Genomic DNA, 22,413 nt, shown 5'->3' with positions numbered 1-22,413 from the left:
TCGAAATTTGGAAACGAACCTGCGCCTAGCGCGTTGCGTCCGCCAGCCAGCCGAACACCGAGAAAACCAAGGGCTTTCGCTCCAGATTGTAGGTTTCGGTGTCGCGCGCGGCGCGGACGATCTTTTCCCATACCTCCGCAAGGCGCGCAAGGCGCGGCAGGTTCTGGTTGGCATTGGCTTCGTCGGAATGCAGGCGCTCCGCAATCCAGCGGTCGATGCCGTCGATGAAGGCTGCAAGCGCGACGCGGTCGCTGGTGCCGAGCGAATCGCCGAGCGTGTGCAATTCGCGCGGATCGACCTGCGGCAAACGTGCCAGGAGCGCGGCCGTGCGCTGCTGGAGTTTCAGCGCGTCACCGCCGAGCAGCGTCAGCGCCCGCGCGACACTGCCCTCCGAGGCCTCGGCCACCTCGCGCAGCGCCGGATCGTTCGGATCGAGATCGGCGGCGCTCGCCGCGGCGCCAATTACATCGTCGGTTGCGAGCGGACGCAGGCGCAGCTTGCGGCAGCGCGACTGGATCGTGGCGAGCACGCGTGCCGGTGCGTGGCTCACCAGCAGGAACAGCGATTGCTGCGGCGGCTCTTCGAGAATTTTCAGCAGCGCGTTGGCCGCATTCGGATTGAGTTCGTCGACGGTGTCGACGATGCAGACGCGCCAGCCTTCCGCCGTCGCCGTCGAGCCGAAGAAGCCGATCGTCTCACGCGTCTCGTCCACGGTGATGACGGTGCGCATCACGCCGCGGTCATTGGCCGTGCGCTCGAGTGTCAACAAGCCGCCGTGCGAGCTCGCCGCAACCTGCCGCGCCACGGAGTCGTCCGGATCGATCGCGAGGCTTTCGGCGCGTTGCACGGATGGCGCCAGCGGCTGGCCGTGGGCGAGCACGAAGCGCGCCATGCGATAGGCCAGCGTCGCCTTGCCGATCCCCTGCGGCCCGCCGATCAGCCAGGCATGCGGAATGCGTCCGCTGCGATAGGCCGTCAGCAGCGCCGTCTCGGCCTCGCGGTGGCCGAACAGAAGGCTTGTCTCGCGCGGATGCGAAATGGCGGTTTCGCGCTCGGCCTGACGCGGGCTCATGCTGAAACCACCGAGGCAGGCGTCGGAAGGAGGCGCTCGCGCAGCGCAGTCCAGACCCGCCCGGCGACCGTGTCGGGGTCCGAATCGGCGTCGATCAGCACGCAGCGCGCGGGATCTTCCGCGGCGATCTTGCGATAGGCTTCGCGCAGGGCCTGATGGAAGCTGAGCTTCTCGCTCTCGAACCTGTCAGGCGTGCCGCTGCCACGGCGCGCCGCGGCGCGCTGCAGGCCGATCTCAACCGGCAGGTCGAGAATGACGGTGAGGTCCGGCTTGAGATCGCCGATCGTGACCCGCTGCATCGCGTTGATGAGCCCGGCCGAAACCCTGCCGAGGCTGCCCTGATAGGCCCGTGTCGAGTCGGCGAAACGGTCGCACAGGACCCAGGTGCCCTGGGTAAGCGCGGGCTCGATCACGGTGCGGACATGGTCATCGCGGGCGGCGGCAAACAGCAGCGTCTCGGCTTCGGGGCCGAGCAGCTTGCCCATCCCGGACAGCACCAGATGCCGCATGATCTCGGCGCCCGGCGAGCCGCCCGGCTCGCGCGTGACGAGAGTACGGAGCCTGGCCGCATTGAGTCGGTCGGCGAGCTTCTTGATCTGGGTCGACTTGCCCGTCCCCTCGCCGCCTTCAAAGGTGATGAAGCGTCCGCGCCCGGACGGCCGCTGTGTCGCGCTTTCACTCATGATCAGAGCTTCTCGGCGCCTGCGCGGAACATGCCGATCACGAGCTCGCTGGCCCCGTCGATCGCACGCCGCACGGTCGAGCCGGTGCCGATCGCCTCGCCGGCATAGACCGGCGTCTCCACCGCGATGTTGCCGCCGCGCCAGACCCTGACCACGCCGACCTGCTGACCCTCCTGGATCGGCGCGCGCACCGGACCGGTATAGACCACGCGCGCGATCAACTTGTCGCCGCCACTCTTGTGCACCATCACCTTCACAGGCTCTTTGGCAACGAGCTTCACCGAGCGGCTCTCGCCGCCGAACACCTTGGCGTAGCCAACCGGCTGGTCAGCCGCGATCAGCGTGCGGGTCTCGAAATTGCGAAAGCCCCATTCCAGCATCTTCTTGGCTTCCGTGGCGCGATCCTCAGGGTCTTCCAGCCCGTTGACGACGACGATCAGCCGCGTGTCGTTCTGCACGGCCGAACCGACCATGCCGTACCCGCCCTCCTTGGTGTAGCCGGTCTTCAGGCCATCGGCGCCTTCCATCGAGTTGAGCAGCGGATTGCGGTTGGGCTGGCGGATCTTGTTCCAGGTGAACTCCTTCTCGCCGAACAGTTTGTAGAATTCGGGGAAGTCCAGGATGATGTGCCGGGCGAGGATGCCGAGCTCGCGCACCGTCATCTTGTTGCCGGGGTCGGGCAAACCGTTGGAGTTGCCGAAGGTCGACTTCATCATGCCGAGTTCGCGGGCGCGCTTGGTCATGAAGTCAGCGGCAAAGATCTTCTCGTTGCCGGCGATGCCTTCGGCCAGTGCAATGCAGGCGTCATTACCGCTCTGGATGATCGCGCCGTGCAGGAGATCGTCAACCGAGACCTTGCTGTTGATGGCGGCGAACATGGTCGAGCCGCCTGAGGGCGCCCCGCCTCTGCGCCAGGCGTTCTCGCTGATCCGGTACTCGTCGGTGAGCTTGATGTCGCCCTTCTTGACCGCATTGAAGACCACTTCCGCCGTCATCAGCTTCATCATGCTGGAGGGCGCGCGCATCTCATCGGCGTTCTTCTCGAACAGCACGCTGCCGCTGGAGGCCTCGATCAGGATCGCGGTCGGGGCGTCGCCGTCGAAGCCGGCATCCTCCGTCTTCTTGGCGCCTTGGACGCTCTGGTTGGCGGCATAGAGCGACCCGCCCCAGCCGATCCCCGCCACCAGGACCGCAGCGATCAGCCCGCGCGCCAGCGCTCCGGCGGTGAGCCGGCTGCAACGAAGCAAAGAAGGACGAAATGCCATGGCCAAGCCCTGAGAACGGCGTTCTAACAGTAGGAACCGGCGCAAACAACACGAGGCTGGCCGCCGGAACCCGAGATTGCACGATTCTCGTTGCGCCCCTATCGTGGCATCTCATATCTGTCGACCAAACCCCTGAAACAAGGCGGAAAAGCGATGTCGTCCACCCGCGTGATCAAGGCCAACGGCATCGATCTGTTCATCCGCGAAGCCGGTCGGGGTCCGCTGGTGGTGCTCTGCCACGGCTGGCCGGAACTTTCCTATTCGTGGCGCCACCAGATCCCGGCGCTGGCGGACGCAGGCTTCCGCGTCGTCGCCCCCGACATGCGCGGTTATGGGCAGAGCGCGGCGCCAGCGGACGTCGCCGCCTATTCGATCTTCGACACGGTCGGCGACGTCGTCGGCCTGGTGCAGGCGCTCGGCGAGACCAAAGCGATGGTGGTCGGCCACGACTGGGGCGCGCCGGTCGCCTGGCACGCTGCGCTGTTCCGGCCTGACATCTTCACGGCGGTCGCGGGCCTGAGCGTTCCACCGCCGTTCCGCGGCCGCGGCAAGCCGCTCGACCTGTTGCGCCAGAACGGCGTTACCAATTTCTACTGGCAATATTTCCAGACATCAGGCGTCGCCGAGGCCGAGCTCGAGCATGACGTCGCCCGCACCATGCGGATCGTGCTCGGCGGCCGCGGCCTCGCCGACCCCAGCGCCGCCATGTTCGTGCAGGACGGCAAGGGATTCCTCGGCCACGCGACCACCGAAGAACCGCTGCCGGCCTGGCTGAGTGAGGCTGACCTTGCCTATTTCACCGAGAGCTTCCGGAAGTCTGGCTTCCGCGGCGGGCTGAACTGGTATCGCAACCTCGACCGCAATTGGGAGCTGACGGCGCCCTGGCAGGATGCGCAGATCCACCAGCCCTCGCTGTTCATTGCCGGATCGAGAGACGCCGTCATCACCGGCCTGATCGGGGCCAAGCGCATCAACGAGCTCGAGCGCGTGCTGCCCAATCTCAAGCGCAAGCTCATGATCGAGGGCGCCGGCCATTGGGTGCAGCAAGAGCGGCCCGACGAGGTCAACGCTGCGCTCGTAGGCTTCTTGCGCGAGGCAGCGTCGCGCTAGGCGAAAGCCTTTCTCATCGCAACGTGCGCGTCGCCCGCTTGTCCGATCTCGGCAAATCCTCGCCGCAGGTAGAACCGGCGCGCGCCGAGATTGCTGGCGAGCACCGACAGCGTCAGCGCCCCAACACCCTGCCGCCGCGCGCTCGCTTGGAGAGCTTCCATGATCTTGGTCCCGGCACCGCGACCGCAAGCGGCCGGTAGCAGCGCGATGTCGATGATGTGCCAATGCTCGCTTGTGCAATGGAGCAGGAGCCGACCGATCGCGGTCTCGCCTTGTGTCACGATGAGCGAGATCGCACGCGGAAATTGCGCGGCATAGCCGGCCGCTTGGCTCTGGAACTGCTGCGCGACGATCTGGCTGACGACCGATCCCGACAAGCCCGTAGCAGTGAATTGCACTGTTCGCACCTCCTCGAAGAGGCGCCGAATGAACGGCTCGTCGATCGGCCCTGCAGGCCTAAGCCGCGGAGCCGGATCGTCCGGCACGATGTCGAGCGATAGGGCGTCAAACATGCTGTCGCGCGCGCGGCGCCAGATCGTTCAGGAGCTGCTGAAGGACGGAAAGATTCCCGCATAGGCGATACACCACACGATAGCCTGGGTGGGCTGCATGTTATCGTGGGGCTGGCCCTGCCCGGTGAACGTGACGGCGTTGGCCGCCAAGGTGAGATTGCCGGGCGGAGCGATGAAGCCGTTGAATTGGGGATTGATCGCCACCATGTTCGAGGCCGTCCCGGGACCCGGCGAGGCGTTCTCGGCGTTGCCAGCGCCGAGTTGCAGGGCGTGCGTGTGCCTGGCCATCTGGTCCGAAGTCAGGTTGACCGTCGGACTGCCGACGACATCGCCGATGACGCGGTTCTGTAATCCCGGACCCTGGCCCTGGCTGATCGCGACCGAACCGTTCAGGTTCGGCAACGCGAAATTGGTCGTGCCATTGCCGCCGTAATAGGTGCCGATCAGCGAAAATAACGGAGAGTAACGCTGAATCGGCAGGAGCTGGCCCAAGCAGGGCAGCCAGGCACTGTTGAAGCCGCCCGTCGCGAAGGGAAACGGAAAAGCCTGAATTTCTCCGACGTACGGATCCGACATGGTGGCGCTCCTTGAGACTGAATGGCAGACGCGCGGGCGAGCAGATTAGCCGGCTGTGGGAAAGATGCCGTCGTTGCAGATGCAGTAATTGGCAACGAGCGTGGGCATCATGTTGTTGTGCCCGACGCTGGTGCCCGCTGTGGTGACGCAGGCGGCCATCGTCGCATAGGTCCCGGCGTTAGCGGCCGGCGCATAGAGATTGCCCGCCGAGGCGGTGGCAAGATGGACGGTCTGTGCGGGCGTGGGCGTCGTTCCCGTTGCCGTCGAGGACATCAGCGCATGACTATGGGCCGGCATTTCGGCTTCGATCAACGTATGGGTTTCCTCTCCCCCATTCTGACCCAGCAAATAGTTCGGAAAGCCTGCCCCCTGTCCCTGTCCCACCGCAACGCGGCCGCGAAGATCAGGAAGGTTGAAGGTGTTGACGCCATCCCCACCATAGGTGGTGCCGATCAAGGCAAAAAGCGTTTGATATTGCGCAATCGCCAGCGACTGTCCGTTGCACGCGAACCAACCATCCGGCACGCGCGGAAAGCCAAACAACCGAATCTCGCCGACAAATGGATCTGCCATCGGAAATGATCCCTTGCTTATGCGCCCCGTTCCGATCCGATCGGTGAATGCGCAAATATTCGAAATTGATGTGGACGGATTTCGTTTGCGAACATGCCGCTACGCGGCCGATCAGTTTCTTGACGGATAAACCCCCTGCGTCGCGATCAGATAGCTGATCGCGAGGTAGGGCTGCATGTTGTTGTGTGCCTGCCCGCTGCCTTCGTTCACCAGATTGGTCCCGGACGCCAATGGCGTGTCGGCGCTTCCGGCTGTCCCAAATATCTTCGTCGGGTTATCGGTCGGCAGCGTGTTCGTGCCAAAAATATTGTTGGCAGGCGGAGCACCACGTCCGCTTCCGCTCGTCGCAACCGCCTGGATCAGATGATTGTGGCTCGGTAGCTGAGGCACGGTGAGAGTGACCGACATCGATCCGCTGGTCATGCCCACCGGATACTGGCCGCCGTTGCCAGTCGAGCCGAGGATGGCACGGCCGCGAAGATCCGGGAGCCCAAAGGTTCGGACACCGTCACCGCCGTAATAGGTACCGATCAACGAGAACAGCGCCTGATTGGTCTGGATCGCCAACAACGCGCCGTTGCAAGGCGCCCAGCCCCTGGGAATCACGGCGCCCGCAAAAGGCATGATTTGGCCGAGAATCGGCTGGTATGGCATAACCCCTTCCCCCAAAAATCAGACGACCTGTCGCGCGGTGATGTGAGAACGACAGCGATGCTTAAATCAAAAAATGAACTCTATATGGTCCGCTCGCTGAGATTGTTAAACAGCTCGCATTGACAGTCAAGCGGGTAACAACCACAAATGGTCTTGGCGTCATTTTGGCAATTGCTACTCAAGCATCCTTTTGTTGCCACAGTGCAACGGTTCGCCGGAAACTAGTTTCACAAGATGGGTTTTCGAGACGTTTGGGCCTGCGCCCGCTTGCATTTGTGTGCGGCGTCCGCTCCTAAATGCACGCGAAGATATACGTTAATAATTTCACAATCAGGAATTTCAGGACGGAAGCTCTGCTGTTGAGAGCTGCCGCGAGGGGGGTCGGTGAGTCACGCGATTGCTGCGGCCGTGCCAGCAGTAGCCGGGGAATTGGCGGACGCGGCGCGCAGAAGCCGAGCTGAACCTCGGCGGACATCGCGGACCTTTTGGCGTACGGCCCAACGCATCTGCATCACGGCCATCCTGATGCTCACCGCCATGGTGACGGCGAACGCGGCGTGCAATTTCACGACCGGCTCGACAGCTGGTGCAACCATCACAATCAACGGCACCGGCGCAGGCAACGCGGTCGGTCTTTGCGTGACCAATGCCACGGTTTCGTTTGGTCTTTACGGCTCCTCGAACGGCGCCAATCCGAACATCGACGCCTTCAACAACTATCCGATGACTGCCGGAGGTGTGACTTTAACAAACCTGAGCTACACGTCAGCCAAAGCCACTTATACGCTGGTTCCTGTCAACAACGGAGCCAACCAAACCCACACTGATGAATACGATATCAGGATAAACTCCCTCTCAGGAAGCGGCACCGACACGATCACGCTTTGGTACGCGAGCGGCTGCAATCCAGGCAACACGTGTAATTTCACACCTACGCTCACCGATACGTCCTTTACGATCACGGTCAACCTGCCCCCACCCTCGGTGTCATCGATTTCTCCGTCATCGGGTCCAACGGCGGGCGGCAACAGCGTCGTCATCACAGGAGCCAATTTCACCGGAACAACCGGCGCCGGCGGCGTGAAATTCGGCGCGACCAACGCGACGAGTTATACCGTCAATTCCGCCACACAGATCACTGCCGTCGCGCCGGCAGGATCCGCCGGCACCGTCGATGTGACCGTCACGAATGGATCGACTTCGGCAACATCGGCTGCGGATCAGTACACTTACGTCAACCCACCAACAGTCACTTCGATATCGCCGACAGCCGGTCCGGTGGGTGGCGGCACCTCGGTCACAATCACCGGTACGAACCTTTCCGGCGCGACCGCCGTGTCATTCGGGGGCCCGGCCGCAACCTTTATCATCAACTCGGCAACGCAAATCACCGCGACGTCACCGGCGCACGTGGCCGGGACCATCGATGTCACCGTCACGACGTCGGGCGGCACGTCTGCGATTTCGGCCGCCGATAATTTCACCTTCGTCTCTGCGCCGACCGTCACCAGCATTTCGCCAACCTCAGGACCAGGCGGCGGCGGCACCACCGTCACGATCACCGGCACCAACTTCGCGGGCGCAACCGCGGTCACGTTCGGTGCGACCGCTGCGGCGGGCTTCACCGTCGTGTCAGGGACAACGATCACCGCGACCTCACCCGCCGGCACTGGTGTCGTCGACGTCAGGGTCACGTCAACTGGCGGCACATCGGCAATTTCGGCGGCTGACCAGTTCACGTATATCCCCGCTCCCACCGTCACCTCGATCTCACCGACCGCCGGTCCCACGGCCGGCGGCACCACGGTGACAATCACCGGCACCAATTTCACGGGTGCGACTGCCGTGACGTTCGGCGGAACGCTGGCGACGGGCTTCACGTTCGTCTCGGCGACCTCGATCACCGCAACCTCGCCCGCAGGCAGCGGCACTGTCGATGTCCGGGTCACCACCCCCGGCGGGACATCGGCAACGTCTGCGGCTGACCAGTTCACCTATCTCGCGCCACCAACGGTGACCTCGATCTCGCCAACGGCTGGCCCGCAGACCGGCGGGACGACGGTGATTATCACCGGCACCAATTTGTCAGGTGCGACCGGTGTGATGTTCGGCGGAACGGCGGCGACTGGCTTCACCGTCAATTCGGCGACCCAGATCACGGCGACCTCGCCCGCGGCGACCGGCACCGTCGATGTCAGAGTCACATCTGCTGGTGGGACATCGGCAACTTCGGCAGCCGATCAGTTCACCTATGTTCCTGCGCCGACCGTCACCTCGATCTCGCCGACCTCAGGTCCGGGCGGTGGCGGCACCACGGTGACCATCACCGGCACCAACCTCTCGGGCGCGACGGCAGTGACGTTCGGCGCGACAGCCGCGGCGGGCTTCACCGTCGTGTCGGCGACGACGATCACTGCGACCTCGCCTGCCGGTACCGGCACTGTGGACATCAGGGTGACGACCACTGGCGGCACGTCGGCGACATCGGCGGCTGACCAGTACACCTACATCCCCGTGCCCACCGTCACGTCGATCTCGCCCACGGCTGGTCCGCAGGCCGGCGGCACCACGGTGACCATCACCGGCACCAACTTCACCGGTGTCACGGCGGTGACGTTCGGCGCAACCGCTGCGGCCAGCTTCACGTTCAATTCCGCGACGTCGATCACCGCGACCTCGCCGGCCGGCACCGGTGCAGTCGACATCAGGGTCACAACCCCGGGCGGGACCTCTGCGACGTCGGCGGCGGATCAGTTCACCTATATCGGCGCCCCCACAGTCACATCCCTCTCGCCGACATCGGGTCCGCTGGCCGGTGGCACCACGGTCATCATCACCGGTACTAATTTGTCAGGTGCGACGGCCGTTACCTTCGGCGGAACGGCCGCAACTGGCTTCACTGTCAATTCGGCAACCCAGATCACGGCAACCTCTCCGGCCGGCACCGGGACCGTCGATGTCAGGGTGACGACCACGGGCGGCACCTCGGCAACATCCGCCGCCGATCAATTCGCCTACATCGCCGCACCGACCGTCACCTCGATCTCGCCGACATCGGGCCCGACCACGGGAGGCACCACGGTCACGATCACCGGCACCGGGTTTACCGGCGCGACAGCGGTGACCTTCGGCGCAACCGCTGCATCGGGCTTCACGGTTGTTTCCGCGACCACGATCACGGCGACGTCGCCGGCCGGGGCGGCTGCTACCGTGGACGTCCGCGTGACGAACCCGGGCGGCACGTCGGCGACATCCGCCGCCGATCAATTCACCTACATCCTCACGCCAACGGTCAGCGCGATCTCGCCGACATCGGGGCCGGCAACCGGCGGCACCACGGTGACGATCACGGGCACCAATTTCACGGGCGCGACTACCGTGACCTTCGGCGCGACGGCCGCGACGGCCTTCACCGTCAACTCCGCGACCCAGATAACGGCGACCTCTCCGGCCGGCACCGGGACCGTCGACGTCAGGGTGACGACCACGGGCGGCACATCGGCACCAGCCGCGGCGGACCAGTTCACCTATTTCGCCACGCCGATGGTGACATCGATCTCGCCGACGGCCGGCCCGCTCGCTGGCGGAACGTCGGTGACGGTGACCGGCACCAATTTCACCGGCGCGACGGCGGTGAAATTCGGCGCAACCAACGCGACGAGCTTCACGGTCACCTCGTCAACCTCGATCACCGCGACCTCACCTGCAGGGACCGGCACGGTTGATGTCACGGTCACGACGCCTGGCGGAACGACGGCCACATCGGCTGCGGATCAATTCAGCTACACCGCAACGCCTGCGGTGACGGCGGTCGCGCCGAACGCCGGCCCGGCGACGGGCGGCACATCGGTCACGATCACCGGCTCGGCGTTCTCGGGCGCGACCGCGGTGAAGTTCGGTGCAGCCAATGCCACCAGCTTCACGGTCAATTCCGCAACCTCGATCACCGCAGTCTCGCCCGCCGGCGTCGGCACGGTCGATGTGACCGTAACGACACCGGGCGGAACCTCCGCCACATCGGCATCGGATCAGTTCAACTTCACGCCCGCGCCGTCCGTCACCTCGATCTCGCCAAACTCGGGCCCCGCGCTTGGCGGAACGTCGGTGGCAATCACGGGCACCGGCTTCACAGGCGCCACCGCGGTGAAGTTCGGCGCCAACAACGCGACGAGCTTCACGGTGAACTCGGCAACGTCGATCACCGCGACCGCCCCAGCCGGCGCCGGCACAGTCGACGTCACCGTGACGACGGCCGGGGGCACGTCGCCCGCCTCAGGCGCCGACAAGTTCAGCTACCTCTCCTCAACGACCACAACGTCGGTCGCCTCGTCGCAGAATCCGAGCAGCTACGGCCAGTCCGTCACATTCACTGCGACGGTGAGCGGCACTGGCGGAACGCCGACGGGAACGGTGACCTTCAATGACGGCGGCACGCCGATCGGCACGTCCAACCTGTCGGCCGGCGTTGCCACCTTCGCGACGACGACGCTCACGGTCGGCAATCACGCGATCACGGCAACCTATAACGGCAGCCCCGCCTTCAACGCCTCGACCTCGACCGCCCTGACCCAGTCGGTCAACATTCCCGCCGACAGCGCCAAGCTGCGCGCGCTCCAGATCAACGGGACCAAAGTCGTGGCGCAGAGCTCCGGCCAGGCGATCTCCGGCGCGATCGACACAGCGATCTCCGAAGGCTTCAGCGAGGGTGGACAATACATCACGCCAGGCGCGGGCGGGCTGCGCGTCAACTTTGCTGCCGCGCCCGACGGTGACGAAGACGAGAAGCCTCGGTCGGCTTCGCAAGGTCCCAATGCCTATGCCGGTGACGCAAGCTCCGGCCGGACCGGACGCGCCGCGCGCGGCTCCTCGCGGATCGACGATGCCTTCGCTGCGATCGATCGGGCTTCACCGACCAAGGCCCCGCCGATGGCGCGCTTCAAGCCGCAGAAGGACTGGCTGCTCTGGATCGACGTGCGCGGCTCCGGTATCGACCAGTGGGGCACGTCCGGCAACATCGGTCAGGGGGCAACCCAGGCCACGCTCTACGGCCAGCAGATCAACCTGCTCTCGGGCCTGACCTACCGGGCCGCGCCCAATCTGCTGGTCGGCGTGGTCGGCGGCTACGAGAATTTCAGCTACACCGAGACCGACATCAACGGAAAGCTCAAGGGCGACGGCTGGACCGTCGGCGCCTATGTCGGCTGGAAGATCATCCCGACGCTGCGCTACGACGCGACGGTGGCCTATTCCGGCATCGGCTATGACGGCACCTCGGGTACGGCCCAGGGCAATTTCAACGGCAACCGCTGGATGTTCGCGACCGGCTTCACCGGAAGCTACAGCTGGGCCAATTTCAATATCGAGCCATCCGCCAAGGTCTATGCGCTGTGGGAGCGAGAGAACGCCTATGTCGACTCGCTCGGCACCCAGCAGGCCGCCCGCACCTTCTCGAGCGGCCGTGCCTCGGCTGGCAACAGGGTTTCCTATCCGGTGCCGTGGCTCGATAGCGTACTGCTGGCGCCCTATGTCGGCGTTTATGCCGACTACTACTTCACCCAGGACGACGCAGCCGCGATCATCGCTGCGGGCGGCATCCCGCTGGCCTCGACACCGCTGCTCCAGGGGTGGTCTGCGCGGGTCACTGGCGGCGTCGGTGCAAGGCTGGCGGGCGGCGCCACGGTCGGCTTCGGCGCCGAACTTGGCGGCATCGGCAGCAATACGCAGATCTGGACGTTCACGGGGCGCGCGCGCATTCCGTTCTGATCCCCAAGCCTGATCCCCAGGTCTATCCTCAAGGCGGCAACGCTGCGCCGCCAGCCCGGGTTTACGTGCCTTAGTAGAGGCCGCGGCCGCTCAGGATACTGCGGGCCTCCGCAGCGCCGTCCGAGCCATAGGCGGCTGACGGCGCGCTCTCGGTCGCGTAGCGGCCGTCCTCGTCATAGGACACGGCCCGCGCGTTTTGGAGCGCCCGGCCCCGGCTGCGGCTCGACGCTGACATCTCCGAGGTCGCATTGAGCGAAGCCATGTCGGCGGAGGTATTGCCGAGATTATAGGGCCGCCCCTCCGGCATCGGAACCTCGCCGCGAACGGCACCACGGCTTGACGACGGCAGCTCGGGCACGAACGGCCTGGCCGAAGCGACCCGGACCATCGAGGGCGACGGCGCCGGAATCCCGGTGCGCAGGGTCGCGATCAGCTGGCGGTCGTCGGAGCCTTCGAGCGGTGCCCGGCCGACATATTCGACACGGACCTTGGCGACACCATTGCCTTTGAATTCAAGGAGTTCGGCGGCTTTGTTCGAGACATCGATGAGCCGGTTGCCGTGATATGGCCCGCGGTCGTTGACGCGGACGATCAGCGATTTGCCGTTCGACATGTTGGTCACACGCGCATAGGACGGCATCGGCAAGGTAGGATGCGCCGCCGTCAGCGAGCTCATGTCGAACACTTCGCCATTGGCGGTCAGGCGGCCGTGGAAATCGTCGCCATACCAGGACGCCATGCCCTCGGCGCGATAGTTGACGTCCTCCTCCGGCACGTAGGTCCGGCCCGCCACGACATAGGGCTTGCCGACGCGATAGGTGCCGCCGCCCTTCGGGACTGGATCACCCCAAGCCACCACCCGGGGGCTCGAGGACACGCCGTATTTCGGATCGACGCGGCTGGCGAACTTATTGGAGGACGCGCAATTGGCGAGCGCGAGGCAGGTCGCAGCCGCCGCAACACCGCGCGCGGCCCGCAAAACCGAATCTGACCGTCGGATCCCCATTCGCCCCAAATACCATTTCGCCGGAGGCGCGCACCCAACCCGCTTTGGCTACGGAGAGCGCCGTCCGGTCTCTTGCTCCGAGGCGGCCCACCACCGCGTCGGAAGTCGTGACGATATCGCAACCTGAACACGGCGGAAATGGGGAGCGCACAGCGATCGCGCCGGCATGGTAAACAGGATGTTCGCTTCTCCCCGTTGATCTACGGAGCGCGGGCCCCCTGTTCTGTGCCACTCCCGGACAGGCTGTTGCGCCGAATCCTCACTCCACCCCCATTGTCTCGGCGCTCACCGGAATTCTTTTGACTGTGCAAGGCCGCACGCGTTTTCTCGGCTGGCAGGGGCGGAATGGAATTGGACGATGATCGAGACGGTTTCGGCACTGATGGGTCTGGTAAGCGCGGGGATCTTCCTGGCCCATGCGTTTGAAGGTTACCGCACGCGGGCCTGAGGCCATTCGTGCGGGCGGCAAGCATCACCTCTTTCAAGACGGCGCGTTCGGATAATCTTAATTGATCCGACCGAGCATTGAAAACGAGAGCGGCAGGTGTCCCATGCGTAACCATGACCTCGTATCCGATGGCTTCCTGGCATTGACCGCCGGCGGGTTGGTTCTTCTCTGCTCGAGCCTCGTGGCATTGGCCTTCGGCTGAGCACCACCACCACTAATTTCCCTTTTTCTAACCACAACGACACCGCGACGCAGCATGCAGACCTTGTCTGCGTTGCCCCTGCTCCCGTTTAGTTGATTGAATTTCTGCGTTCGGCGCCTCGACTTATTTCAAGAGGCCATCACCAACGAGGGTGACGCAAATGCTTGCTGAGAAGTTTTTTCTGGTCCTGGAATCCCTGATCCGCGGCGACCGCACCTATCCTGACGGAAGTCCCCGTGTCATCAGCACCTCCCCGCACGTGCCGGCGAAGCTGCAGGGCCAGAAATAGTCGGCCCCGTCCGCGAATTCCGAATGACGCGCCCCTCAGCGCAGGCCCAACAGCGAGCGACGGTAGAAGCCGTCGCGGGCCTCGCTCCGGCAGACGAAGCTGCCATCAAACCCTTGGCCATAATGCTTCTGGCCCCTGCCGTAGTAAACGCCCTTCCTGAAATCCAGCCAGACCACCTGATCGTGCGGACAATGGCGTTGTGCCTGGGCTTCGTAGCGAAACGGCGTTAGCGGCGTTGCCGACGCCTCGACGGCACCGACGCCAAGCATCACCGCCGCAACCAGCGTGACCCTCCCGGACCCTTTGCCAAAGACGCTTCTCACTCTCCCCTCCCGATCGAAGCCGTCGCGCAGCGGCCATCCCGGACGATAGCACGTGGCTGCGTGATCTGCAGGTGACGGCGCGCGGCCTTGCGCCTGACGAGCGTGCTCGCGCTGATCGACGTCGTAATGATCTCGAACCTGCTCGTGATGGTCATCGTCAGCGGCTACGAAACGTTCGTCTCGCGGCTCGACCTGCGGGGCCATTCCGACGAGCCGGAATGGCTCGGCCACGTCAATGCGAGCGTCCTGAAGATCGAGCTCGCCATGGCCATCATCGGCATAATCCACCTTACCTTCGTCGCCTTGCGATCGGGATCGCATTCGTCGACAAGCTCAGCGATTAAGGCGTGCGTAAGCACGCCGAGTGAGGCGCAGCGGCCCGCCTCTTTCATCTGTCTGTTTCGAGCTGCTGCATGGCCTGGTGCAGGCACTCCTGAAGCTTCTGCGCGACCTGCTGGCGCGCTATCCCCGTGCCGGCGAGATCGCCTGATACCTTGTCGACGACATCGTCGATCGTCCGACTATGCAGATGGTCCGTTACCAGCACCGTCGCATAGCTCGCTGCGGCGTCGCCACTGAGCCCGAGCTGGGCTGCGGCCCAGAGCCCGAGCAGCTTGTTGGATCGGGCCGCGGCCTTGAACATGAGCTCCTCGTCATGGACGAATTTGGCCTCAAAGCCCTGCTCGCGCTTGTCGAACGTGGTCATGGTCAGCTCCATTGCGTTTCGCTGCTGGGGATCGGACTGGCTGGGAGCGAACGTCTCCGTGGTTCAGGTCGGTTGATGATCATTTGAATCTTCCGGCGGAAGGCAAACGCCGTCAAGCCTGCAGGCGCGCCGCGGGCTGGTGTGTTCGCAGCGCCACCAGCCTTGCGCCAGTTACGTCGGCTAGATGGGGTCGTTTACCATTCGTTAGGCAGACTCGGCGCCGCATGGCCCGGGGACATCGAGAGCTGACGCATGAACAAAGAACTGCGGGAGTTTCGACGGCTGGAACGGCTCTGCCTGGAGCAGGCCGCCCTCTCCACCATGGATCTCGCGCGAAGCGGGCTGCTCAAGGTCGCCGACGATTGTCGCATCGCAGCCGAAGCGATCGAGGCACAATCGCCCCGCGGTGCATTCGCAGGCGCTGTTCAGGCGCTCAAGCTGGCTCTGAGCCCAACCCGGGTGTCAAACCGACACTAGTCGCCGGTATAGGCTGGGGCACCTGCTTCAGGCGATCGATTCGGGAGTTTTTCGGCGCGACGGCCCGACCGGGTCAGCCCTTTGCCGCCGCCGCTTCACGCGCGAGACGTTCGGCTTTCAGCCGTTCCCGGTTGGCGTGAAACGCCTTCTGCGCCGCTTCATGATCGCGCATGGCCTTTTCGGCCTCGATGCGGCGTGCCGCATCGCGCGCCTGGCGCTGTTCGGGGGTCAAAGGTTTGCGTCGGAAGGACAGGTCTTCAGTCATGACGAGATAACGCAGACGCGACGAAAGGGTTCCGCGAATTGATCCAGGCGGACCAGCGCAGCCGATGAAAGCCTCAAGATATCAGATGGTTAAAGACACGCCGGACAGCCCGACGGACCTATTGATTCGACGCGGCGGGCTTTACGCCTGAAGACATTGCGGCGTTGATGCGATCGCACTGCGAACAGGCGGGTCCGGATAGTACTGGGTGTTTTGCTGCGCCTGGCGCGCCAGCTCCGTGCCTCCGAGCGGCGTGATCAACATCAGGGCCTCATCGAGACCGGCCGAAATTCCGCCTCCGGTCAGGCGATGGCGATCCCGCACGAAACGCGGGTGAAACAGCGCGGGGAAGCATTCCAGGAAGGCCCAATGCGTCGTCGCCCACTGGTCGTCGAAGACCCGAGGCCACGAGCAACATCGCTCCCTCGCAGACCGCGCACATGTACAGTGCGCCGGCGATGTCGGGCATGCCGACGCCGTCGTAGACGGGGATTCCGATCTTCATCGCCCGCAATTTCCCCGCTCCAGCGCGCTCAATGTTTGTGGGCGGAGCTGCATGCACTCAACAGGAAAGGCAAGTGCGCCCCTCGCCTTCGAGGCGGCCCCTTTCTGTTGCAAAACAATCTGAAACTCTCCCACTGGCTAACTGCGGCTCTGGTTGGAAATGGTCGCCTGAGAAGACCGCTTACCGCTTGCTAAAACAGCGTTTAGCGACCAAGGGCACACTTCGGCCGCGTCATCACCGGTCATGTGATCCTGAATATAAAATCGGCTGTCGTCGAATTCATACGGCAATGTCCTGAACTCGACGAACGGAACGGAAAACGTCTTGGCGACACCCTGTATGTAGTCGTCGAACTGCCCGTAGCGACTGTCCGCGATCAACCTCTCCGTTTCGGTACATTGCGCCGTCACAGGGGCTCGGAATAGATGAACCTGGGCCCCCTTGGCCAGCAGGTATTACCAGGCTGGAGCGGCTCTCGGCGAACGCGACATCTTTGTCGGCGACGCGGCCCTAAACCTGTCGTAGAGACATCAAATACATCCCTTAGCGATTGATGTTGGAATGCTTGCCTTATTGATACGTTTGGGACTGCGCTTCGAAGACGGTATTGAGGAGCGGCGGTTTGTTGACCGATACGTTCGAAGCAGCCTCGGGTGGACGCAGATCGCGATGCTGCTCGGCGCTGCCACTTATGCCGGCTACACCATCTGGGATTGGGTGCTCTACCCCGAAATCGTTTCGACCACGCTTGCAATCCGTGGTGGCACTGCCGTGCTCGTGCTGCTCCCGCTGACCGCTCTGCTTTCCAGGCGATCGATGAAGCCATGGGCGGAGACGATTTTCCTCGTCTATTGTGTCATTCCAGGCTGCATCCTGCCAAGCATTTATCTTGTCCTGCCGTCGGGCTTCACGTTTGCCGCTCCTGGCATGATGATGATCATCCTGTTCGTCTCGACCATGCTGCCATTGCGGATTGGCTCGCTGGCGATTTTCTGCTTGCTGTCGTGGGGGGCACTGATCGTCGCCGAGACATTCGCGCCAACGCTGCCGCCGGGCCTGAGATTCATCAATCATTCTCTTGTCGTGAATGCTTACGCTTTGTCGCTCTACGCGGTGGCTGCGCGCGAGTACCGGGCAAGAAAGCAATTCCGAACGTCCGAGGCGTTGCAGCGCGAAAAGGAGCGTTCGGAAACATCACTTCGCGATCTGCGCGCAACCCAGGCCCATCTCGTGCAAGCCGAAAAACTCGCTTCGCTTGGCCAGCTCGTGGCCGGCGTTGCGCACGAAGTCAGCACCCCGCTAGGCCTAGCCTTGACGACCTCCACAGCCATGCAGACTGACCTGCAGACAATGTCTGATGTATTGAGCGGAGTCTCGGTCCGGCGATCCGATCTAATGAAGGGAATTAGCAGGTTGAAGCAAGGGCTTCACTTGACCTTCGATAGTCTGCACCGGGCATCCGAAATGGTGCATAGCTTCAAGCAGGTTGCGGTCAATCAAGCCGATGAGGATCGCCGGACTTTTGAACTCAAGGACTGGCTGTCTGAATTGATGGTCAAGCTTGGACCGCTCCTGTCGCACCATGGTTTGGTGGTCGAGGTACAATGCCCGTCGGGAATCAAGTTGAACAGCTACCCCGGAGCGCTTGCTCAGGTGATCAGCAACCTGGCTCTCAATACTGCAGGACACGCTTACCCCAACAAGAGAGGCGGCAGGTTTGCGATAGCGGTCGATCAGCCGGAGCCGGAAACGGTTCGGCTTGTCTGCTCCGACGAAGGCGTCGGCATTCCCGCCGACTTGCAGACACACATCTTCGATCCTTTCGTCACCACAGGTCGCGAGAGTGGCAATACCGGTCTCGGGCTGCACATTGCGTTCAACCTGGTCGTCTCGTCGCTAAGAGGGCGTCTTCGACTGGAAAGCAAGCCTGGCCCAGGAACTCAGATAGCCATCGAGATTCCGCTCGCTGCGTAGCACTGCGGGGCTCGCGCCCGAAGCCATGATCGTGTCCGGTACATCCGGGGGTCTGCGCAACTGGCGGCTGCACATAAGGTCATGGCGCCCCGCTTGACGGATCGCAATCGGTCGCTAGTCCTAGCATGCGAATGATCTAATGGATGCCGCTCCTATGCTTGATCCAGACCTTCGTCGCACATGGCTTTTCGGCCCAGGCGCCGATCGCGCCGCCCATGAGAGCATGCTGGATAGCGGCACTGACGCACTGATCGTCGACCTGGAAGACTTCACGCCGCCGGAACGACGTGGCGACGCACGCGATCTACTGGCCCGCTTTGTTCAAGACTGCCGCGACCGCAGGTGCATTGCGGCAATTCGCATCAATGCTTTGGAGGCTGACGGCCCCCCCCCCGAGTGAGTAACCATGAAATTTAGCTTCGAGAGCAAAGCGGTTGTCGCTCGGCTAACCCTTCGCTGACCTCGCAAGACATCTGCTATTTGTTTGCTCCAGCGGACAAAGCGGACACACTCAGCCCTCCAAAAACTCGCGCATCCTCCCGAGTTTGACGCGCAGCCTGTTGCGGGCATCCGCCTACTGTGGGAGGGCGGAGAAAAAAGCGGGTGCGTCGCCACCGCGACAGGCGCGCCACGTCCGTCGTTCTGCTATAATGTCACTATGACGATCGGGATTTCCGGACCCGAACGGAAGGCACCAGGGCGAAGCGCTGTGGTGGGATTCATCATCGCGGCCATCATCGTCGCAATCGGCCTGATCCTACTCGCTCTCGTCGGCGACTTGCTGGTCGATTGGATGTGGTTCTCGTCGATCGGCTACAAGCAGGTTTTCTGGACCACAATCGGCGCGAAAGCCACCGTCTTCCTCGTTGTTTTCGCGGCGACCGCCGCCATCTTGTGGGCGAACGCGCGGCTTGCGCTTGGTCTTGCCGGGCGGCAGCCCCGATTGCCTGCGGCCTTTGTCCCAACACTTGCGGCCGCCGCGGCTCAGCCTGATCCGCTTGAATTCCTGCGCGAGCGACTGCCGTGGCGCGGCGTGATCGCCGCCAGCAGCGGCCTCTTCGCCTTGTTTGTCGCCTGGGGCGAGGTCGGCAACTGGGGCACGCTGCTCCGATTCATCTATCAGGTGCCCTACGGCAGCAGCGATCCCCTGTACGACAAGGATATCGGCTTCTACCTCTTCTCCCTGCCCGCGTTTGTCGCCGTCAAGAACTGGGCAATGCTGACGCTCTTCATGAGCGCACTGTTCGCTGGATTTGTCTACTGGGTGCATGGCGACATCGAGGACCGGGCGCAGCGAATTTCGCCGGCGGCGATCTGCCACGGTTCGGCGCTGCTTGGCTTTTTCTTCGGCGTGAAGGCGTGGTCCTACGGCCTCGACCGTTACCACCTGCTATTCGGCGACAACGGCGTGGTGGTCGGCGCAGGCTATACCGACGTCCACGTCGAATTGCCGGTCCTGTGGATCCTGATCGCGTTGTCGATCGTCGCCGCCTTGACCGCATGGGCGAACCTGTGGGTCCGCACCTACCGCCTCCCCACCGCCGCCATCGCGCTGCTGTTCGGCGCCGCTTTCCTGCTATCGGGCATCATCCCCACAGTTTTTCAGCGCTTCTACGTCAGGCCAAACGAGCTGGACTGGGAGCGTCCCTACATCGAACGCAACATCGCGCTGACCCGGGAGGCCTACAATCTCAATCGAATCTCACCGAAGCCGTTCCCTGCGGAGCAGACCCTGACCTTCGGCACGCTCGAGGCCAACAAGGCCACGATCGAGAACATAAGGCTGTGGGATTGGCAACCATTGGCCGACACTTACGCGCAATTGCAGGAGATCCGCACCTACTACAAGCTGCGCAACCTCGATGTCGACCGCTACTGGCTCGGCGGCACCTACCAGAGCGTGATGCTCTCGGCGCGCGAGCTGAATTCCGAGCTTCTGCCGCCCAACGCGCAGACCTGGGTCAACCGCCACATCCTGTTCACCCACGGCAATGGTGCGGTGCTGAGTCCGGTCACCCAGAAGAGCAGCGAAGGGCTTCCGCTCCTCTACCTGCACGATGTTCCTCCGGTTGCACAGGGAGGTCCCGACATTCGCGAGCCGCGCATCTACTACGGGCTGCAGACCGAGGACTACGTCATCGTCAAGGCAACCGTGCCGGAGTTCGATTATCCCAAAGGAAAGGACAACGTCTATGCGTCCTATGACGGCGCCGGCGGCGTCCCGTTGTCGAGCATGGTGCGGCGCCTGATCTTCGCCCACCACTTCAACGACGTAAACCTGCTTCTTTCAGACTACATCGGCGATGGCAGCCGGATCATGATCCGTCGCAACATCCGGAAGCGGGTCGACACGATCGCCTCATTTCTCACGCTGGATCGCGATCCCTATCTGGTGATCAGCGAGGGCCGCATGTTCTGGATCCAGGACGCCTACACGACCAGCGAATATTTTCCCTACGCGCAGCCCGTACCCGGCCCCAACCTTAACTACATAAGAAATTCGGTGAAGGCCGTGATCGACGCCTACAACGGCACTGTCGACTTCTACCTGATGGACCCATTCGATCCCATCGCCGCGACCTATCGCCGGATCTTCCCGGGCCTGTTCAAGCCGTTCGCGGCCATGCCGGCAGATCTTCAAAAGCACATTCGCTATCCCGAAGACCTGTTCCTCATCCAGGCGCGGCTGTTCCAGACCTACCACATGGAGGCAGCCGATGTTTTCTATAACCGCGAGGACCTCTGGCAATTCCCGCGTCAGCCGGCCGGCGACGGCGTCTCTTCAATGGACGGCACGACCGTGATGGCTCCCTACTACATCATCATGCGACTGCCTGGAGAAGCGCAAGCCGAGTTCTTTCTCATGATCCCGATGGTGCCGAGCCGTCGCGACAACATGATCGCCTGGCTTGCCGCGCGCTGCGATGAGCCTGGCTATGGCAAGCTGATCGTGTACGAATTTCCAAAGGAGAAGCTGGTCTACGGGCCGTTCCAGATCGAGGCGCGAATTCATCAGAACACGGAGATCTCCCAGCAGATATCACTGTGGAACCAGATGGGGTCGCGGGTGATCCGGGGAAACTTGCTCGTGATCCCAATCGAGAATTCGATCCTTTACGTGTCGCCACTGTATTTGCGAGCCGAGCAAGGACATTTGCCGGAGCTCAAGCGCGTGATTGCCGCCTATGGTGAACATGTCGTCATGAAGGAAACGCTTGGCGAGGCCCTGTCGGCACTCTTTGTGGACAGCGGCCCCTCCCCGGCAGCGTCGGGTGTGACCGCGCAAACACCGACCGAAGGCTCCGCGGCAGCACGCGCGCAGGAGGCGCTTGCGCACTACAACCAGGCCATGGAGCGGTTGAAATCCGGTGATTGGGCAGGCTTCGGCAAAGCGATGGATGCGATGCGCGGTATTTTGGAAGATACCCGCCGGCGATCGGGTAGCCGCTGAGGTGCACCGCCTCGCCAGTGCGACAAGCCGTAAAGATTAGAAAGCGCAGCATGGCAGCAGCTGTCCCGGGCGCACCGGCAAGCACCTTCATGAATGCCGGCGCCTCGGCATAGGGCATGGCCGGATGATGGCGAACGACCCGCTTGGGGCGTTTTGGTAGCTTCTCGCGGAGCTGCCTTGTAAGCTCAGCCGGATTTCGGAAATCCGGATCGTCGATATCGACGTTCTTCGCAATGATCGTTTCGATCCGGCCGGGGACGCGGTTCGCAGTCTCCCGCTTCTCCACCCAGACCAGCTTCAGCAGATCGTGGATGTGGCTCGGCTTGATCTCCGGAATCGTTAGCTTGCCGATCGTGGGATAGGCGTAGCGCTTGAGGGAGGATGGCCACTGATGGCGATGCTTCTCGCTCCAGGTCGACCAGTTCGCCCGGATGTAGGCTTCCGCGCACTCCTCGAACGTCGACAATACTACCTTTGACTCGATGGCTTTGGCTTCGCGCCGGGCGTTGCCGCAACGCATGCCGTTCCGTCGCAAGCAGACTAGGCAGGGCCGAGTTGA

General features: G+C 63.2%; 19 protein-coding genes and 2 pseudogenes. 8 read left to right on the top strand and 13 right to left on the bottom strand.

The annotated features are described in order from the left end of the window. Nucleotides 1–25: 25 nt before the first annotated feature. The 3 genes from AC630_RS18895 to AC630_RS18885 are packed head-to-tail and all read right to left on the bottom strand — an operon-like array spanning nucleotide 26 to nucleotide 3,020. Nucleotides 26–1,072 carry a DNA polymerase III subunit delta' gene (locus tag AC630_RS18895; protein ID WP_074119993.1) on the bottom strand — a complete coding sequence of 349 codons (1,047 nt, stop codon included), beginning with the start codon at nucleotides 1,070–1,072 and terminating at the stop codon, nucleotides 26–28. Continuing rightward, nucleotides 1,069–1,755, bottom strand: coding sequence for a dTMP kinase (gene tmk, locus AC630_RS18890; protein ID WP_074119992.1), 687 nt, complete (start codon nucleotides 1,753–1,755; stop codon nucleotides 1,069–1,071). The genes AC630_RS18895 and tmk overlap by 4 nt, the downstream gene beginning before the upstream one ends. A gap of 2 nt (nucleotides 1,756–1,757) precedes the next feature. After that, nucleotides 1,758–3,020, bottom strand: a complete 1,263-nt coding sequence (locus AC630_RS18885) for a D-alanyl-D-alanine carboxypeptidase family protein (protein ID WP_074119991.1) — start codon at nucleotides 3,018–3,020, stop codon at nucleotides 1,758–1,760. Between the two features lie 153 nt (nucleotides 3,021–3,173). Between AC630_RS18885 and AC630_RS18880 the strand changes: the two genes are divergently transcribed. Continuing rightward, nucleotides 3,174–4,130 (top strand): alpha/beta fold hydrolase, encoded by a 957-nt coding sequence (locus tag AC630_RS18880; protein WP_074120006.1) that lies wholly within the window; start codon nucleotides 3,174–3,176, stop codon nucleotides 4,128–4,130. Here the strand turns inward: AC630_RS18880 and AC630_RS18875 are convergent. The 4 genes from AC630_RS18875 to AC630_RS18860 form a co-directional block, all read right to left on the bottom strand. Continuing rightward, on the bottom strand, nucleotides 4,127–4,642 hold the full coding sequence (locus AC630_RS18875; RefSeq protein ID WP_074119990.1) for a GNAT family N-acetyltransferase: 516 nt from the start codon (nucleotides 4,640–4,642) through the stop codon (nucleotides 4,127–4,129). The two genes, AC630_RS18880 and AC630_RS18875, sit on opposite strands and share 4 nt — an antisense overlap. A 27-nt stretch (nucleotides 4,643–4,669) precedes the next feature. Further along, a complete protein-coding gene (locus AC630_RS18870) occupies nucleotides 4,670–5,218 on the bottom strand; it encodes a phage tail protein (RefSeq protein ID WP_074119989.1) in 549 nt (182 codons plus the stop codon). Nucleotides 5,219–5,263: 45 nt separating this feature from the next. After that, entirely contained in the window at nucleotides 5,264–5,791 is a 528-nt protein-coding gene (locus tag AC630_RS18865; RefSeq protein WP_074119988.1) for a phage tail protein, read from the bottom strand. A gap of 111 nt (nucleotides 5,792–5,902) precedes the next feature. Then, nucleotides 5,903–6,445, bottom strand: a complete 543-nt coding sequence (locus AC630_RS18860; RefSeq protein WP_074119987.1) for a phage tail protein — start codon at nucleotides 6,443–6,445, stop codon at nucleotides 5,903–5,905. Nucleotides 6,446–6,970: 525 nt separating this feature from the next. On the opposite strand from AC630_RS18860, the gene AC630_RS18855 reads away from it, so the two are divergent. Beyond that, nucleotides 6,971–12,208, top strand: a complete 5,238-nt coding sequence (locus tag AC630_RS18855; protein ID WP_074119986.1) for an IPT/TIG domain-containing protein — start codon at nucleotides 6,971–6,973, stop codon at nucleotides 12,206–12,208. A 70-nt stretch (nucleotides 12,209–12,278) separates the two neighbouring features. On the opposite strand, the gene AC630_RS18850 is transcribed toward AC630_RS18855, so the two are convergent. Further along, on the bottom strand, nucleotides 12,279–13,214 hold the full coding sequence (locus tag AC630_RS18850; RefSeq protein ID WP_074119985.1) for a septal ring lytic transglycosylase RlpA family protein: 936 nt from the start codon (nucleotides 13,212–13,214) through the stop codon (nucleotides 12,279–12,281). Nucleotides 13,215–14,024: 810 nt separating this feature from the next. Here AC630_RS18850 and AC630_RS47820 point away from each other — a divergent pair. Beyond that, nucleotides 14,025–14,153, top strand: coding sequence for a hypothetical protein (locus AC630_RS47820; protein ID WP_283808436.1), 129 nt, complete (start codon nucleotides 14,025–14,027; stop codon nucleotides 14,151–14,153). 35 nt (nucleotides 14,154–14,188) lie between these two features. On the opposite strand, the gene AC630_RS18845 is transcribed toward AC630_RS47820, so the two are convergent. Further along, nucleotides 14,189–14,422 (bottom strand): hypothetical protein, encoded by a 234-nt coding sequence (locus tag AC630_RS18845; RefSeq protein WP_245330451.1) that lies wholly within the window; start codon nucleotides 14,420–14,422, stop codon nucleotides 14,189–14,191. 147 nt (nucleotides 14,423–14,569) lie between these two features. Between AC630_RS18845 and AC630_RS18840 the strand changes: the two are divergent. Then, nucleotides 14,570–14,820, top strand: a pseudogene (locus AC630_RS18840) (YqhA family protein); the annotation flags it as partial. A 44-nt stretch (nucleotides 14,821–14,864) separates the two neighbouring features. Here AC630_RS18840 and AC630_RS18835 read toward each other — a convergent pair. Next, nucleotides 14,865–15,182 (bottom strand): DUF1476 domain-containing protein, encoded by a 318-nt coding sequence (locus AC630_RS18835; protein WP_074120004.1) that lies wholly within the window; start codon nucleotides 15,180–15,182, stop codon nucleotides 14,865–14,867. A gap of 252 nt (nucleotides 15,183–15,434) precedes the next feature. On the opposite strand from AC630_RS18835, the gene AC630_RS18830 reads away from it, so the two are divergent. Next, nucleotides 15,435–15,659 carry a hypothetical protein gene (locus AC630_RS18830; protein ID WP_074119984.1) on the top strand — a complete coding sequence of 75 codons (225 nt, stop codon included), beginning with the start codon at nucleotides 15,435–15,437 and terminating at the stop codon, nucleotides 15,657–15,659. 73 nt (nucleotides 15,660–15,732) lie between these two features. On the opposite strand, the gene AC630_RS18825 is transcribed toward AC630_RS18830, so the two are convergent. Next, nucleotides 15,733–15,924 carry a hypothetical protein gene (locus tag AC630_RS18825; RefSeq protein WP_074119983.1) on the bottom strand — a complete coding sequence of 64 codons (192 nt, stop codon included), beginning with the start codon at nucleotides 15,922–15,924 and terminating at the stop codon, nucleotides 15,733–15,735. Between the two features lie 642 nt (nucleotides 15,925–16,566). Beyond that, nucleotides 16,567–16,809: a hypothetical protein gene (locus tag AC630_RS18815; RefSeq protein WP_143198143.1), complete on the bottom strand. Its 243-nt coding sequence runs from the start codon at nucleotides 16,807–16,809 to the stop codon at nucleotides 16,567–16,569. Nucleotides 16,810–16,990: 181 nt separating this feature from the next. Between AC630_RS18815 and AC630_RS18810 the strand changes: the two genes are divergently transcribed. From AC630_RS18810 to AC630_RS18800, 3 genes are all read left to right on the top strand, one after another. Beyond that, nucleotides 16,991–18,403, top strand: coding sequence for a sensor histidine kinase (locus AC630_RS18810; RefSeq protein WP_074119981.1), 1,413 nt, complete (start codon nucleotides 16,991–16,993; stop codon nucleotides 18,401–18,403). A gap of 154 nt (nucleotides 18,404–18,557) precedes the next feature. Then, nucleotides 18,558–18,803 carry an aldolase/citrate lyase family protein gene (locus tag AC630_RS18805; protein WP_167561240.1) on the top strand — a complete coding sequence of 82 codons (246 nt, stop codon included), beginning with the start codon at nucleotides 18,558–18,560 and terminating at the stop codon, nucleotides 18,801–18,803. 258 nt (nucleotides 18,804–19,061) lie between these two features. Continuing rightward, nucleotides 19,062–21,854 carry a UPF0182 family membrane protein gene (locus tag AC630_RS18800; protein WP_083636317.1) on the top strand — a complete coding sequence of 931 codons (2,793 nt, stop codon included), beginning with the start codon at nucleotides 19,062–19,064 and terminating at the stop codon, nucleotides 21,852–21,854. Nucleotides 21,855–22,143: 289 nt separating this feature from the next. Here AC630_RS18800 and AC630_RS48365 read toward each other — a convergent pair. Next, nucleotides 22,144–22,374, bottom strand: a pseudogene (locus AC630_RS48365) (phage integrase central domain-containing protein); the annotation flags it as partial. Nucleotides 22,375–22,413 lie beyond the last annotated feature (39 nt).

It is taken from the genome of Bradyrhizobium sp. AS23.2 (assembly GCF_001908185.1).
In the GTDB taxonomy this organism is placed as follows: domain Bacteria; phylum Pseudomonadota; class Alphaproteobacteria; order Rhizobiales; family Xanthobacteraceae; genus Bradyrhizobium.
Note: the sequence above shows the minus strand (reverse complement) of the source record. Positions and strands in the feature narration are given on the sequence as shown.

What these genes read in the sequence shown, in the direction of transcription:
- AC630_RS18895 (WP_074119993.1), bottom strand. Translation starts at nt 1,072, where the DNA reads ATGAGCCCGCGTCAGGCCGAGCGCGAAACCGCCATTTCGCATCCGCGC.
- tmk (WP_074119992.1), bottom strand. Translation starts at nt 1,755, where the DNA reads ATGAGTGAAAGCGCGACACAGCGGCCGTCCGGGCGCGGACGCTTCATC.
- AC630_RS18885 (WP_074119991.1), bottom strand. Translation starts at nt 3,020, where the DNA reads ATGGCATTTCGTCCTTCTTTGCTTCGTTGCAGCCGGCTCACCGCCGGA.
- AC630_RS18880 (WP_074120006.1), top strand. Translation starts at nt 3,174, where the DNA reads ATGTCGTCCACCCGCGTGATCAAGGCCAACGGCATCGATCTGTTCATC.
- AC630_RS18875 (WP_074119990.1), bottom strand. Translation starts at nt 4,642, where the DNA reads ATGTTTGACGCCCTATCGCTCGACATCGTGCCGGACGATCCGGCTCCG.
- AC630_RS18870 (WP_074119989.1), bottom strand. Translation starts at nt 5,218, where the DNA reads ATGTCGGATCCGTACGTCGGAGAAATTCAGGCTTTTCCGTTTCCCTTC.
- AC630_RS18865 (WP_074119988.1), bottom strand. Translation starts at nt 5,791, where the DNA reads ATGGCAGATCCATTTGTCGGCGAGATTCGGTTGTTTGGCTTTCCGCGC.
- AC630_RS18860 (WP_074119987.1), bottom strand. Translation starts at nt 6,445, where the DNA reads ATGCCATACCAGCCGATTCTCGGCCAAATCATGCCTTTTGCGGGCGCC.
- AC630_RS18855 (WP_074119986.1), top strand. Translation starts at nt 6,971, where the DNA reads ATGCTCACCGCCATGGTGACGGCGAACGCGGCGTGCAATTTCACGACC.
- AC630_RS18850 (WP_074119985.1), bottom strand. Translation starts at nt 13,214, where the DNA reads ATGGGGATCCGACGGTCAGATTCGGTTTTGCGGGCCGCGCGCGGTGTT.
- AC630_RS47820 (WP_283808436.1), top strand. Translation starts at nt 14,025, where the DNA reads ATGCTTGCTGAGAAGTTTTTTCTGGTCCTGGAATCCCTGATCCGCGGC.
- AC630_RS18845 (WP_245330451.1), bottom strand. Translation starts at nt 14,422, where the DNA reads ATGCTTGGCGTCGGTGCCGTCGAGGCGTCGGCAACGCCGCTAACGCCG.
- AC630_RS18835 (WP_074120004.1), bottom strand. Translation starts at nt 15,182, where the DNA reads ATGACCACGTTCGACAAGCGCGAGCAGGGCTTTGAGGCCAAATTCGTC.
- AC630_RS18830 (WP_074119984.1), top strand. Translation starts at nt 15,435, where the DNA reads ATGAACAAAGAACTGCGGGAGTTTCGACGGCTGGAACGGCTCTGCCTG.
- AC630_RS18825 (WP_074119983.1), bottom strand. Translation starts at nt 15,924, where the DNA reads ATGACTGAAGACCTGTCCTTCCGACGCAAACCTTTGACCCCCGAACAG.
- AC630_RS18810 (WP_074119981.1), top strand. Translation starts at nt 16,991, where the DNA reads ATGCTTGCCTTATTGATACGTTTGGGACTGCGCTTCGAAGACGGTATT.
- AC630_RS18805 (WP_167561240.1), top strand. Translation starts at nt 18,558, where the DNA reads ATGCTTGATCCAGACCTTCGTCGCACATGGCTTTTCGGCCCAGGCGCC.
- AC630_RS18800 (WP_083636317.1), top strand. Translation starts at nt 19,062, where the DNA reads ATGACGATCGGGATTTCCGGACCCGAACGGAAGGCACCAGGGCGAAGC.